The following is a 14,646-nucleotide window of genomic DNA, read 5'->3' on the forward strand; positions in this document are numbered from 1 at the left end:
GAAAAGAGTATCTCAGTAGTGGCTTCTTTATTATTACATAGAATTGAATTTTTTTTGATTGTGGATTAGTTGTAAGGCTTTGGCTAACACTTTTTTGTTTTTTTCCGTTATTTCTTCCCGGCGTGGAATTGGCTTGAAAGCATCAGGTGGATCATGCCATGTTTCCATCAAGTTCACGGGCGCTTCCTTTTGCCATTTTTGAACCCATTCCACTGGTAAGGAACCTTGGAAAGGGGTTTGATCGCTCATTACTTTCCAAATTTGTGCCCACGCACGTGGGACCACTCTCCAGATGTCATATCCGCCACCTCCGAGAGCAATCCATTTCCCTTCACAATATTCGTGAGCGAGTTCATGAGCTAATTTGGGAATGGCTTCGTAAATTTTCATTGTGGAGCATAAATGAGTTAAAGGATCAAAATGGTGGGCATCCGCACCATTTTGTGTAAGAATGACATCCGGTTTGAAAAAATCGACAATTTCTCTGAAAGCGGATTCATAAACGCTTAAAAAAGATTCATCTTCTGTAAAGGCATCGATCGGTATATTGAATGAGTAGCCGTAGCCTTCTTTTAAACCACGTTCATTCACGTTTCCAGTGCCAGGGAAGAGGTATCGCCCTGTTTCATGAATGGAAAAAGTGCATACGTCCGGGTCATCATAAAATGCCCACTGAACACCATCCCCATGGTGCGCATCGGTATCCACATACAGGACTTTAGCCTTGTACTTTTCCCGTATATATTTAATCCCAACGGCTCCATCGTTATAGATGCAAAATCCAGACGCTTTACGTTCAAAACCGTGGTGCAGGCCACCGCCAAGGTTCAATGCGTGCTGCACGTTTCCATCCATCACTGCATCTATTGCGGATAACGTACTCCCGACAAGCAACTGAGACGCTTTATGCATGCCTTTGAAAATCGGAGTATCTTCGGTACCTATCCCGTACTCCATACCTTCATCTTCTGTCAATAACCCTTGCCCTGCTTTTTTGACAGCTTCGATATACTTTTTACTGTGCGCCAGCGACAATTCTTCTTCTGTAGCCAATCGTGGAGCAATGATGTCCTTTTCAGATAACGCACCTGCAGCTTCTAACAATTCTTTTGTCATTACCACACGCATTTGATTGAAAGGATGATCGTCACGAAAGCGGTATGTCGTAAATTCTTCGGAATACACGAATCCAGCATGACACGTCATGATGGAATCCCTGGCATTTGAGGCCACAGAACTTCGTAACCTTCAGATTTTAAGTCCTCAATCGTAGGCAAGGGATTCATTGTTTGAATTCTCACAACAATGATTTTATATTTAGGATCAGGTTTATAAGGATAGATGAGGACAGAGCTGATATTCACTTTTCTTTTACCGAACACTTGAGTGACCTGCGGAAGAATTCCTGGTTTGTTGATCACTTTCACTTCAATCTGTGAACTTTGAACGTGTGTGCCCGTCAGTTGAATGAGCGTGTACAACATATCTTTTTCAGTAATAATTCCGACCAGTTTTTCATCTCGAGTCACGGGTACACAGGCAATTTCCTGCTCATAAAAGATCGATGCCACTTCCTCTACGAAATCCAGTGGGTGGACCGTTGTCACGGGTGAGGTCATGACAGATCGAATTGGATTTTTCAGCTCTTCATGATGGGTTTCTTTGTCAAAGATTGAAGGGCTTGCATCTCTGACATCACGGTCTGAGACGATGCCAATGACTTCATTTTCTTCATTGATGATTGGGATATGGCGAATGTGATGTTCGTGAAGGAGTTTCAGAGCTTTTTCAATGGTTTCTTCAGGAGAAAGGGTAATGACTTTCTCTTTCATGATTTCTTCCACTAACATATAACTACCTCCTCGTCCGGTATTGATGTCTTGTTAAGAACCTCAATTTATCAAATTGTTCCACAGAAGAATCGGAGACATGGCGTCCTATTTTCACCATCAAGCAGTTTGCAGGATGGGATATAATTTCTGGATCATCGGTGGGAGAAGGAGTGAGTCCACCCGCTGCCATCATTTTTTCCATGACTTTTCGATAGTCCCAAATATTCAGCCCCGTTCCTTTGAGATCCCAGTGCCAATAATATTCGGTAGAAATGATGATATAGTTTTCCATATACTCATCCATCATGGAAACTCTTAATAGACGTGAGCCGATCCGATAGCCACGGAACTTTGGAATGACTTCAATAGCCCCAAGCTCTATGAGATCTTCCATACTGCCTTCTGACCATCGTTCTAGAGGGTCTGGATGCAGATAGGTTACATATCCAATGATTTCTTCATTGTGCCTTGCGATAATAATGCGACCTTCTTCAAAGTCTGCAATCCCTTTAATGGCCTCGAATTGTTTTTCTGGAGGACGGAAGGCCGTCAAACCTTCATGGAATGTGTATTTCTCAAGATCTTCAGAGGGTAATGGACCTTCTACGATGACAGGTCCATGTTCTGTGTCAAATGCCTCGTAATGATAGGTCTTTTCATGATTCATTCAGCCACCACCTGTCATAGATTAATAGATTATTTTACTAATTTCCTCCATTATACATGAAACCATGCTTGTTTTTCATGATGAATAAAAAATCCGACCGGCAAGCCGATCGGATTTTTTATTCATTGTTTAATTTTCCTGAGAGTCTGATCCATCATCTGATTCAGAATCATTTCCTCCTGAACCATCACCAGATCCAGAACCTTCTCCAGAACCGGAACCATCTCCAGTGCCATCGCCGGAGCCTTCTCCGCCAGAATCTTCTCCGGAGTCGTCGTCTCCGGACCCACTATCTCCAGAATCATTATCTCCAGTTTCATCGTCACCATTTGATTCTCCACCATCTGAATTTCCTTCACCAGAGTTACTCTCTCCAGAATCATTTCCGTTTGAACCATTAGAGTTTCCGTTTCCATCATTGGATGATCCGTTGTTGGAAGAGCCATTCTCTGAATTGGAACTTCCTCCAGAATTATTTGATGAGGTGTCATCATTATCCGAAGGTTCTGGTGCGCCAGGATTACCTACGGTTGTCGTTCCGGATAATCCTGAAGATTGACCGAAGTAATCGACGGCTCTTACAGCATAAATCCCGCTTCCTCCTGAGAAGCCGAGGGAGTTATCTGTCGTATTTCCAATAAACGTGAAGGATCCACCTGGAGTAGAAGCGCGATAGACGCGGTATCCTACAACATCACTACTGGATGAAGGTGTCCAAGAAATTGCTGATCCACTGGCACTTACGGAACCTGGTGCCGCTGGTGCCTGTCCATCATTATCGATGGAAGAAGCTGTTGATCCTATACTTTGTGTGGAAGGAAGGGCCACATTGGACCATGCCCCTGAGTTCGGTAAAAGTTCTCTTAGTACTTCAGAGCTTGTGTATCCATTTTCTTCTAAGAATTCAGGGCTGAGTGTAACCCCGCCACCATCGATAATAAATTCGCCAGGCGTATTCGGACCTGCTACGACTAGTTGATCTTTGACGCGTACAAAGTCACCGTTGATCAAACTGTCATCTACTTTCGTTGGGGCATAATCGGCATCGTATAGGTCGCTCTTAGCAAGACCGACAGAAGAACAGAGATCAGATGCCAGCAAACCTGATGTTGCACAATAAGAACGTGTTACCAATCCGCCAGGGCTTTGGAAATCGTTCTCTGGAACCATCAACTCTGGTCGAATTTCAGAAACAGCATTGACAACATCTGCCCATAAGCCCTGCGTGCGCTGGTTGTAGTTCAAGTGCTGCATATTTCCTTCTGCGAAACCTGTCCACATCCCGACCGTGACATTAGGGTTTGTCGCTACAAACCAAGAGTCTCGGGTTGATTGTGATGTTCCGGTTTTTCCGGCCCAGTCAACACCTCGGTTGTACAGCATACCGCGGACCCTTGACCCTGTTCCGTATTCCAATACATCACGCATGACATCAATGGTTAAGTAAGCGGCCTGAGGGCTGTACACTTCTGTTTCTTCCACTTGATGTTCATAGATGGCTTCTCCATCTTTCGTTTCGATTTTTTCAATCATATACGCATCCACAAATTTACCATTGTTTCCGAATGTAGCATAGGCATTTATGTTATTTTCAACAGTAATTCCGTACCTAAGTCCACCAAGTGCCATCGACTCATTCGTGTAGTCATCTTTAACTAAGTTCTCTTCCATTCCCATTTTTACCAGATAGTTTTCTACAGGCTCTTGAGATTGAATACTTTTGTATTGTTTTACAGCAGGCACGTTATAAGATTGGGCAAGAGCATAACGGGCAGAAACAAAACCCTTATGGTTTCTCGAGAAGTTACGAACTTCTTTCCCGCTATCATAGTAGTAAGGAACATCTGCAATCACAGAACCAGGTTGAGCTGCACCCATATCAAAACTCGGTCCATATACTAGTAGCGGCTTCATTGTACTACCGTTTGAGCGGCGGGCTTGGGTGGCATGGTTGAGGTTTTCTTCCTCAAAATCATACCCCCCGATGAATCCGTAGATTTTACCAGTCGAGTTTTCAATAATCATACTCCCCAGCTGCAGAGGAGACTTAACCTTTTCTTCCTGACCATCGCTGTTCAAGACCGTTTCTTGCCCCCAAGGCCAATTTCCTTCCGTATAGGAATCTCTCACTTTCTGCATGGCGTCATAGACTTCTTTGTCTAGTGTTGTATGAATCTGGTATCCCCCTGAAGAAAGTTCACGCTCTGCCATCGTGTTATATTCCTCACGTAGGGCATCATCTTCTGCAAGATCTTTTTCTGTATGGCCGTTCTGCTTCATCAAGTGATCTTTTATCAAGCCTTTTGCTCTTTTGTGTACTTCCTGGTTAATGGCGGGGTAAGTACCGAGAACAGTAGCTTTTGGATCGGCTAATGTTTCTTCATTGATCTGGAACTTCATCGCCTCATCATACTCTGCCTGGGTTATGTACCCGGCCTCAAGCATACGTTCCAGAACTTCGTGCATGCGGTCGATTCCCGCTTCTAAATTTTCTGGTTCTTTAATAGATCCGTCATTATAGAAAGGGGTATATCCGAACGGGGATTGAGGTAACCCTGCAATAAAAGCGGATTGTGCTAATGTTAAGTCTTTGGCATCCACACCAAAAAGGCCTTGAGCGGCGGTTTGTACGCCTGCCACATTTTGTCCATTCGCATTTCTGCCAAAAGGTACAATGTTTAAGTAGGCTTCCAAAATCTCATTTTTATCTAAGAATCGTTCAATTCTCAAAGCCAGCAGCATTTCCTTGGCTTTACGTTCAAATGATACTTCGTTCGTCAGGATTTGGTTTTTGACCAGCTGCTGGGTCAATGTACTACCACCTGTTTTTACGGAGGAGTTGGTTACTTCTTGAACGACGGCTCGCATGACCGCTTTTGGAACCACACCTTTGTGTTCCCCGAAGTATTCATCCTCTGTCGCAATTACAGCATTTTTTAAGTCTTCACTGACCTGCTCCAATTGGACTTCCTCACGATAGAGATCTGATCTGACGTCTCCAATCTCTGTTTTCCCATCTTTGAAGAACATGGTCGAGGTCTCTGAATAGTTATAAATGGTTTCTTTCATTTGTTCTTCGCTTCTGACCTCTTCATCTTTCACAAGAGAAGCGAAATAGCCGGCGCCTACACCACCTGCGAAAAATAACCCGATCACACCGATGATGATAAAAAATAAGATGACGTTCCAAACGACATCATAGGTGATCCGGCCATTTTTCTGGATGGTGCCACTCTGCCATAAAGAGCGTATATCCAGCTTTTTCCGCCCGTTTTCCGGTTTATTAGACATGATAATACCTCCTAAAAAATCCACCAATATTATAACACACCCAGGGGATATAGGATATAATTCTACCCCTGGTTTATTGCTTTTTGGGTTGTGTTGTGATAAATATATACGTAGATGAATATATGTGCGTTGAAGGACTGGAGTAAAAAACAATTCCCTGTCTCAGAGAACCGGCGGTGGGTGAGAGCCGGTACACAGTTGTTTTTGAATTACGACCTGGAGCATTCTTCTGGTATGAATCAGGAGACGGTGAAATGCCGTTATCGATCGGAGTGGCACATCATACGTGTGTGCAACAAGGGTGGTACCGCGAGACCTCGTCCCTTTTTATAAGGGGTGAGGTCTTTTTTTGTTTTCAGAAAATTCATCTCTAAGACCTTAGCACAAGTCTACTTATAACAGATTGAGGAGTGATCCAATGGATATTTTGAAGGATTTGCAACAACGTGGTTTGATCAATCAGATGACAGATGAAGAAGGATTGAAAAAGCACCTCGAAACGGAACAAGTAACGCTTTACTGTGGGTTTGATCCGACAGCGGACAGTCTTCATATTGGGCATCTGCTTCCAGTGCTTATGTTGAAAAGGTTCCAACAAGCAGGACATCGTCCTATAGCACTTGTTGGTGGCGGTACAGGCATGATCGGGGACCCGAGTGGCCGCTCAAGTGAAAGGCAACTCAACAGTGCAGAGGTGGTTCACGGGTACAGTGAAAGTATTAAAGAACAATTGGCGAGGATCCTGAATTTTGATGAAGGTGAAAATGCGGCGGTTGCGCGTAATAACCATGAGTGGTTATCCCAAATGACAATCATTGATTTCCTTCGAGATACAGGAAAACATTTTGGAATCAACTATATGTTGGCAAAAGATTCTGTAGAGTCCCGTATTGAGCAGGGAATCAGCTATACAGAATTCTCTTACATGATCTTGCAGTCTCTTGACTTCCAACAGTTGTATCAAAAAGAGAATTGCACGCTTCAAATCGGAGGAAGCGATCAGTGGGGGAACATTACAGCGGGGCTTGAATTGTTGAGACGATCTGCTGCAGGTGAAGAAGAAGTGGAAGCCTATGGTTTGACTGTTCCATTAATTACGAAAGCGGATGGATCGAAGTTCGGGAAGACAGCTGGTGGAGCGATCTGGCTAGATCCTGAGAAAACATCCCCTTACGAATTCTATCAGTTCTGGATCAATGCAGATGACCGCGATGTCATCCGCTTCTTGAAGTATTTCACGTTCCTAAGCTTAGAAGAAATTTCAGAACTGGAAAACGAAGTAGAAACTCAACCAGAAAAACGAGTTGCTCAACGCCGTCTAGCTGAAGAAATGACAAAGCTGGTGCATGACGAGGAAGCTTTAAAACAAGCGGAGCGCATTTCTGCTGCATTGTTCAGCGGGGATATCAAGTCATTATCAGGTGCAGAAATTGAGCAAGGCTTCAAAGATGTTCCGACTTACAAGTCTGAAGAAAAAGAGCCGCAGCTCTTGGACCTTCTTGTAAATGCTGGCATTTCCTCTTCCAAGCGTCAGGCACGTGAGGATATCGGAAATGGTGCTGTTTATATTAACGGAGAACGTAACCAAGATTTGAAACATACAATTGGTGAGGAAGATCGCATCGAGGATCGCTTTACCATTATCCGTCGCGGGAAGAAAAAGTACTTCTTGGTTAAGTTCCAATAATAAAAGTAAGAGGCAGACCACTTCGGTCTGCCTCTTTGTTTTTGGTGAGAATACCAGCTTTTCCGGTATTTTATTTTCTGCCTTGATTATAATAAAAACGCCTTTGAAATGTGAGTAACATTCCAAAGGCGTTTTTTTCCGTAATTCTGCAAAAGCAGAGATTAACGAGAGTAGAATTCAACGATAAGAGCTTCGTTGATTTCAGAAGGAAGCTCAGAACGCTCAGGGAAACGAGTGTACGTTCCTTCACGCTTGTCTTCGTCGAAAGTAAGATATTCTGGTACGAAGTTATTAACTTCGATTGCTTCTTCTACGACGTTAAGCTTTTGAGATTTTTCGCGAAGGCTGATCGCTTGACCAGGAGCTACACGGTAAGATGGGATATCAACGCGACCGCCATCTACAGTAACGTGACCGTGAGTAACTAGCTGACGAGCTTGGTTGCGCGTACGAGCTAGACCTAGACGGTAAACAAGGTTATCCAAACGGGATTCAAGCAGGATCATGAAGTTTTCACCGTGGATCCCCTTCATGTTACCCGCTTCTTCAAACAAGCGACGGAATTGACGCTCAGTCAAACCGTACATGAAACGAAGCTTCTGCTTCTCTTGTAGTTGAAGACCGAATTCGGATAGTTTTTTACGTTGGTTTGGACCATGTTGTCCAGGAGCGTAAGGGCGCTTTTCAAGCTCCTTACCAGTTCCGCTTAAAGAAATACCATAACGACGTGATTTTTTCCAGGTTGGACCTGTATAACGTGCCATAGGAATTTCCTCCTTTTTATTTTATTTTGCATAAAATAAAAACAGTGTGTCCCTTCGATCATTGCTCATTATGTTTTCATGCACCTTCGCCCCAGCAGCAGAGAGTTACACGATGCACCTCAAGGAGAGGAACAAAATGATGACAATGGTGGTTCACATAGGCTGCCATTTATTTTACACAACGAATATTGTAATCTTATTAGGGATGGAAGTCAAGGGGCTCGAAATAAAAAATGATGATGCGAATTGGTTAGATGATAATGAAAACACTGTAATCATTATATTTCACGATATTTGAAATAAGGACTCTAGGTGATAGTGAAGGGAAGGGATCCCTGAATCATCTTCAGTTCTATAATTTTCATTAATCTTATATCTTTGTAAGGTTACTTACTATTACTCCCTATTGGTCCTCTCTGTTTTGAAGAAGCGTTTTTCTCACAAAAGAAGGTACGACTTAAGGATAAAATTCAAAGATAGATGATTCTAAACAGAGAGAAATAGGATGATATAATAGTGAACAGTTTATAAAGATCTTTTTACATATTCATGGTCGTTTTTGTGATTAAAGTAATGGTACAATATACTCAAATCGTTTGTTAGGGAAGATAGGTGAGTCGAATGATTGTCCAATCCCTCATAAAAAAGAGAATTGAAAAACTACAAAGCCGTCTGTTCCAATATTTTATTTCAGAATCACCCTATACGTATGAACAGTTTGTTGTCAACCTGACTGATGAAATAAAAAAGTTTTCCGAAGCTTCTTTTTGTGCCATTTATTTGCTGGATGAGTGGAAAGGTCGTTTTCAAATACATTCAAAGGATGGGGTTGTGAAAGAATCATTAAGAAGTCACTTTTCTCTGGATGATTTATATACCCAAACGACAAGTCAATCAGGTGTGCAACAGATCATCGATGCAAAAGCAGTTGGTTCTTCTTTAAGAGTCACCTCGCTACATTCTGGCCAAACGATCTTTGGATATCTAGTTCTGAAGGGGGTGTCTGCTGTACAGATGGAGGAGGAGTTGCTGCTGGCGATTAGTTCAGAGGTTACGAAATGGATAAAAAAGGTCGAGGGTTTTTACACGTCCATGGAGGAAGAGAAAAAGTACGAGTTGTTATACAAAGTGACTTCTCACTTCCATTCCTCTATTGATACGGATGGAGTGTTAAAAGAAATTATAGACACCCTAAGAAAAACCTATCCAGATTTTCAATACTTTTTATTGTTGTCGAATGATTATACGAAAGATAATGATCTCCCTGTCCGCGAGCTCACCTACGACATGGATCTTGAGTCAAGTGCAAGTACACAGGCCTATATAACAGGAGAAGTACAAATAGAAGATCACCTAGTAGAAAAGTGCTCGATTTTATATGCTCCGCTTAAAGGTAAACAAGGCATCTATGGAGTATTGAAGGTTGTGACCCCGGGCTACTTATATTTTCCTAAAAAAGACGTCGAATTTTTCATCTTCATAGCAAACACAGCTGGGAAAGCTCTTGAAAATGCCCAGCTTTACCAGCAATCAAGAAAGTTAAACAGTGATCTGCAATTAATTAACTCCACCTCACAAAAACTCAACTCCAACATGCGATTAACTGAAAAGATTAGTTATATGGCGTATAAAATTCAACAGTCTTTTCATGCGGATGAAGTTGGTTTTGTTACGTATGAAGAACTTTTAAGTCATCACGTTCTTGAGGGGAGTACAGAATACTTTGCTTCATCCGAATCAAGTACGCTGGTGCATTATGTGAAAGAATCCGTGTCTCATCAAGATAGCCCGCTTTTCATAAGTGATCTGGAGGGGAAACCCATTGAACATGTACCCCAATATCGCTCTTTGATGGCCGTGCCAATGAAAGATCACGAACATATCAGTGGTCTTGCCATTGTCCTCCATAAAGAGCCGTATTATTTTACGTTTGAGTCCTTCAAACTTCTGCAATCGCTTGTCGCCCATTCTACGCTGGCATTTGCGAATTCAATCCTGAGAGAAGAGTTGGAGAAGGCAGTCATCACTGATTATCTAACAAAACTTCATTCCAGGGTTCACTTGGACCATTGTGTGGAACAACATGTCAAGCATGATGAGAAGGGTAGTCTGATTCTATTTGATATTGATAATTTCAAAAACATCAATGACACCTATGGCCACCAGGTAGGCGACGAGGTCATTTGCCAAGTGGCTGATATCATCAAGTCAGTCATTGGGGATCAAGGTCTTTCAGCACGGTGGGGAGGGGAAGAACTCGCGGTATACCTTCCAATGCTTCCATCTGAAAAAGCCCATGATTTAACGGAAATGATTCGTGAAAAGATTGCGATTTCGACTTCCCCTGGTGTAACGGTTTCCTGTGGGATTGCTCCGTGGAAGGCAGAATGGCTCAGGCCGAACCGGAAGCAGATTGTCCAACAGGCGGACCAAGCTTTATATAAAGCTAAAAGTTCTGGAAGAAACCGAATTGTAACGGCTCATCCTATTAAAGAGAGAAGCTAAAAAAGAAGCCACTGGAGTGAAAAACACTTCAGCGGCTTCTTTTTAAATATAATTTTGTAAGGTTTGTACGAATTCGACTAGTTTCTCCTCATCCACTTCATCGAATCTTCCTTTGGTAGGACTGTCGATATCGAGGACACCAAAAATTTCGCCATCTTTCAGGATAGGTACAACAATTTCAGATTGACTTGCGGCATCACACGCAATATGTCCTGGAAACGCATGAACATCTTCAATGCGTTGAACTTTGTTATCGGCTACTGCTGTTCCGCAAACCCCTTTACCTGATGGAATTCGAACACATGCAGGAAGGCCTTGAAAAGGGCCAAGAACAAGCTGGCTTTCTTTCCACAAATAAAAGCCGACCCAATTGACATCATCCAAAAACTGGTTGAGAAGGGAGGATGCATTAGACAAGTTTGCGATTTGATCGGGTTCGTCCTCGATGAGAGCTTTTAATTGTTTAATGACCAGATCGTATTTTTCTTTTTTTGAACCTGAATATGAAGTCGTTTGAAACATCAATATACCTCCTGAGTTTATAGTATTCGACAAAAAACAGAATTTTCTGTCGGTATTTGATGGACGATTGCAAGCAGGAAATCCAACAAATAGAGAGAATCTTTTCCTGAGGGGGAAAAATAATGAGCCGACCAAATGTAACGCGTGACAAAGTATTAGATGTTGCCTGTCGCCTTTTTTACAGCCAAGGTTTCAATGGAACATCCGTCCGAGATATCGCGAAGGCAGCTAATGTAAATGTCTCGTTGATCCATTACTACTTTAAGAGCAAGCAAGGCCTTTTTGAATCGCTCGCCGTCAGCTATTTTGAGCCCTATCTTGAAATGCTGGAAAACGAGCAACCCTCAGAAGGCGAATATCGTCTAAATGATTTAGTGAAAAAAATTCTACATTATAAACAGTCGAATTATCAACTATCTTGTTTGTTAAATAGGGAGCTGACGTTGAACACAATGTTTGCAAGAGAAATGCTTGTCACTTATTTGGCGAAAGAGAATCATTTACTTACTCAAATTCTTTTCCATAAAAACTCCCATATTGATGTCACGTTCAAAGAAAAGCTATGTTTACTACAACTAAAGGGATTATTAAACGCTCCGTTCATGATGCCGCATGAGTTTAAAGATCCATTTATTACAGACGCTTCTCTTAATCATTTTGTAGAAATGTATAGCGGGCTAATGAACGATCACCGTTCCGTCCAGGAGCTTGCTAAAGCTTGAGAAGCTGAGAGTCGATAGAATCGTATCCTTGCCCGAGCCCTGCTGCCGTATGAGCATCAGAACCATAGATTAAAGGTATGCCCATAGAAGAGGCTTGTCTGGCCGTTTGTAATGGCGGATAAGTCTCTTTGCAATGCTCTTTCACTACTCCTGCCCCGTTATAATCAAGGGTATATCCATGATCCTGAACGAGTTCGAGGAACGAATGAGCCTGCTTTTCCCAATTTTCCGGTGCGGGATAGAGGTATTGGAACTTCTTCACAAGCGTCATATGTCCGACACGGTTCGGTTTGTATTCACCTAACTCACTGAGAACCGATTGGGTGAGCGTGTTGTAGTAGGCTTGGTAAAGTCGATCGATTCCACCGAAATCATGGATGGCTTCTCTATACATGTCCGGGCTGTAGTCGATACAGTACCACTGACTTTGACCTTTTAAGAAGTGAACGGATAGGATGCTGTCATCAAGAGAGGGTCCATAGGTATTTAGAAAGCCTTCCACCTCTTTTTCATACCCTTCGATATAATCTACTTCAAATCCTTTCTGAATGTGAATTTCCCGTTTGTACTCTGTTTTCAGCCGGTCGATTTCCTTTAAATATTCTTCCACTTGTCGAAAAGACATCCCGCTATCCTTGTCTGGAACGGGATCTTCAAATGTGGAAGGAAGCGGCGCGTGCTCTGTGAATGTCATGGATTGATACCCACGTTTTATGGCTTGTTCAATGTAACTTTTAAGGGTGTCTGAAGAGCCATGGGGGCAATAAGGTGTATGGATGTGACCATCAATCATAGTCGTCTCTCCTTTGTGCTTGAATTTTTTGTCAATATGATAATAAATTTGAAATATTTTAGCCAAAAGGATGTTTTACATGGTATCATTATAAACAACTAAATCACAATTCGGAACGTAATACATCCGTATGGCACGTTTATTGTAAGGAGGCTATTTATGAAGTACGTCATCGGGGCTATTTTACTACTCATCGCATTGTTCATCATAGGGCTGATCTGGCGGAAAAAGGTCTATGATGAAGTGGATCGCCTGGAAGGTTGGAAAATGGATATCATGAACCGGCGCGTCACCGAAGAATTATCCAAAGTGAAAAGTTTAAACCTTTCTGGTGAGACTCAGGAAAAGTTCGAAGCGTGGCGGGCTCGTTGGGATCAAATTTTGACAAAAGAGCTGCCTGAGCTGGAGGAAGACCTTTTCGATGCAGAAGAAGCGGCGGATCGCTATCGTTTTAAACGCGTAAAAGTCGTCTTGGCAAACACAGAGAAAAAGTTAGTAGCCATTGAGGAAGACATCAAAATGATGCTTCAAGAACTGGAAGACCTCCTTGATTCTGAAAAGCAAAGCCGTTTGGAAATTGAATCGATGGAGCCGGAATTGAAAGAGCTTACTAAACTCCTTATTCAAAACCGCCATCAATATGGCAAAGCGGTCCGTGTTTTTGAACAAAGAGTGGGTGAATTGAAGGATAAGCTCAATGAATATGAACAGTTAACCGATCAAGGGGATTACATCGAAGCCAATACCCTTGTGCAAACGATACGTCAAGAGACTACACAATTGCAGGAGGATGTCCATCACTTCCCTGATCGTTTGAAACAAGTGAAGATTGAATTACCTGAACAGCTGAAAGAGCTGAAAAACGGTGTGGAAGAGATGAAGGCGGAAGGTTACCGCATCTCTCATTTCGATTTTCTTCCAGAGTTACATAACTATGAGCGGTCTCTGGAGGAAATGCTTGCGCAAATGGAGCAGGGAGACCAATCAGGGGTTGAAGATGCTTTAACAGAAATTCAGACAAGAATACAGGAAATGTATCAGCTGCTAGAAAGAGAAGCAGTGGCTCATCATTATGTGGAGAAGCAATTTGTACCGCTTAAAGCTCAGTTGGATGAGTTGGAATATGTTTTGGCAGACACGGAGCGGGAATTAGAGGAAATACAACAAACGTATCAAGTGGAGGAAGGACATTTGGAGTCTCACCGAAGCTTGATCAAGTGGTTTAATCAAATGCGCAAACGCGTAACAAGTCTCGATTTCAGACGAGCAGATGGAGAAACCTCATATGCCCTTCTCCGTGAAGAAGTGGAAGATACGGAGAAACAATTGAAAGAGCTCGAAGAACAGCATGGGTATTTCCATGAGCGTGTTCAAAACCTGAGAAAAGATGAACGAGAAGCTAAGCAGAAAATGACGAAGATGGAAAGCCTTCTTTTAGATACTCATCGTCGATTGAAGAGAAGCAATATTCCAGGGATTCCCACATCTATCTATGAAGATATGAAAGCAGCGAGCCATAAAGTGGATGAGGTATTTCAAAGTCTTGAAGCACAGCCGCTTGATATGGCTGTAGTCAATGAAAAACTGGATGAGGCAATGGAAATGACAGAGCAGTTGAGTCAGGATGCTGAAAAGATTATGGAAACAGCTCAGCTTGCAGAACGAGTGATTCAATGCGGCAATCGCTACCGGAGCAAATATCCAATCTTAGCAGCTAAACTCCTTGAAGCAGAGGAGAAATTCAGGTCTTATCACTATGAACAAGCACTGACGCTTGCTACAAAGGCAATTAAGGAAGTGGATCCGGCTGCACTGTCCAAAATTGACAAAGAGGAAGAAGTCCTGGTTTAGGAAGTGGTTCAG

General features: G+C 42.6%; 11 protein-coding genes and 1 other annotated feature. Of the genes, 4 read left to right on the forward strand and 7 right to left on the reverse strand.

Annotated features, from left to right (window positions below):
* Positions 1-33: 33 nt before the first annotated feature.
* The 4 genes from DYE48_RS14005 to DYE48_RS14020 form a co-directional block, all read right to left on the reverse strand.
* On the reverse strand, positions 34-1,206 hold the full coding sequence (locus DYE48_RS14005) for an acetoin utilization protein AcuC (protein ID WP_115824169.1): 1,173 nt from the start codon (positions 1,204-1,206) through the stop codon (positions 34-36).
* Entirely contained in the window at positions 1,203-1,850 is a 648-nt protein-coding gene (locus DYE48_RS14010; protein WP_115824170.1) for an acetoin utilization AcuB family protein, read from the reverse strand. The genes DYE48_RS14005 and DYE48_RS14010 overlap by 4 nt, the downstream gene beginning before the upstream one ends.
* A 4-nt stretch (positions 1,851-1,854) precedes the next feature.
* Entirely contained in the window at positions 1,855-2,499 is a 645-nt protein-coding gene (locus tag DYE48_RS14015; RefSeq protein ID WP_115824171.1) for a GNAT family N-acetyltransferase, read from the reverse strand.
* A gap of 129 nt (positions 2,500-2,628) precedes the next feature.
* Positions 2,629-5,790 (reverse strand): transglycosylase domain-containing protein, encoded by a 3,162-nt coding sequence (locus DYE48_RS14020; protein WP_115824172.1) that lies wholly within the window; start codon positions 5,788-5,790, stop codon positions 2,629-2,631.
* 120 nt (positions 5,791-5,910) lie between these two features.
* Positions 5,911-6,118 (forward strand) — a binding site (T-box leader).
* A 90-nt stretch (positions 6,119-6,208) separates the two neighbouring features.
* On the opposite strand from DYE48_RS14020, the gene tyrS reads away from it, so the two are divergent.
* Positions 6,209-7,477: a tyrosine--tRNA ligase gene (gene tyrS / locus DYE48_RS14025; protein WP_115824173.1), complete on the forward strand. Its 1,269-nt coding sequence runs from the start codon at positions 6,209-6,211 to the stop codon at positions 7,475-7,477.
* 161 nt (positions 7,478-7,638) lie between these two features.
* Here tyrS and rpsD read toward each other — a convergent pair whose 3' ends face one another.
* Positions 7,639-8,241 (reverse strand): 30S ribosomal protein S4, encoded by a 603-nt coding sequence (gene rpsD / locus DYE48_RS14030; protein ID WP_089650508.1) that lies wholly within the window; start codon positions 8,239-8,241, stop codon positions 7,639-7,641.
* Between the two features lie 621 nt (positions 8,242-8,862).
* On the opposite strand from rpsD, the gene DYE48_RS14040 reads away from it, so the two are divergent.
* The gene (locus DYE48_RS14040) at positions 8,863-10,746 is read left to right on the forward strand and encodes a sensor domain-containing diguanylate cyclase (RefSeq protein WP_115824175.1); all 1,884 of its coding nucleotides are present in this window, start codon (positions 8,863-8,865) and stop codon (positions 10,744-10,746) included.
* A gap of 42 nt (positions 10,747-10,788) precedes the next feature.
* Here the strand turns inward: DYE48_RS14040 and DYE48_RS14045 are convergent, their stop codons facing one another.
* Positions 10,789-11,268: a GAF domain-containing protein gene (locus tag DYE48_RS14045; protein WP_115824176.1), complete on the reverse strand. Its 480-nt coding sequence runs from the start codon at positions 11,266-11,268 to the stop codon at positions 10,789-10,791.
* Positions 11,269-11,390: 122 nt separating this feature from the next.
* Here DYE48_RS14045 and refZ point away from each other — a divergent pair, with 122 nt between their 5' ends.
* The gene (gene refZ / locus DYE48_RS14050) at positions 11,391-11,990 is read left to right on the forward strand and encodes a forespore capture DNA-binding protein RefZ (protein WP_115824177.1); all 600 of its coding nucleotides are present in this window, start codon (positions 11,391-11,393) and stop codon (positions 11,988-11,990) included.
* Here refZ and hisJ read toward each other — a convergent pair.
* Entirely contained in the window at positions 11,980-12,783 is an 804-nt protein-coding gene (hisJ, locus tag DYE48_RS14055; protein WP_115824178.1) for a histidinol-phosphatase HisJ, read from the reverse strand. The two genes, refZ and hisJ, sit on opposite strands and share 11 nt — an antisense overlap.
* A gap of 159 nt (positions 12,784-12,942) precedes the next feature.
* Here hisJ and ezrA point away from each other — a divergent pair, with 159 nt between their 5' ends.
* Positions 12,943-14,634 (forward strand): septation ring formation regulator EzrA, encoded by a 1,692-nt coding sequence (gene ezrA / locus DYE48_RS14060; protein ID WP_115824179.1) that lies wholly within the window; start codon positions 12,943-12,945, stop codon positions 14,632-14,634.
* Positions 14,635-14,646: the final 12 nt, after the last annotated feature.

Origin of the sequence: Halobacillus trueperi, from assembly GCF_003386945.1 — a bacterium.
Lineage (GTDB): Bacteria > Bacillota > Bacilli > Bacillales > Halobacillaceae > Halobacillus > Halobacillus aidingensis.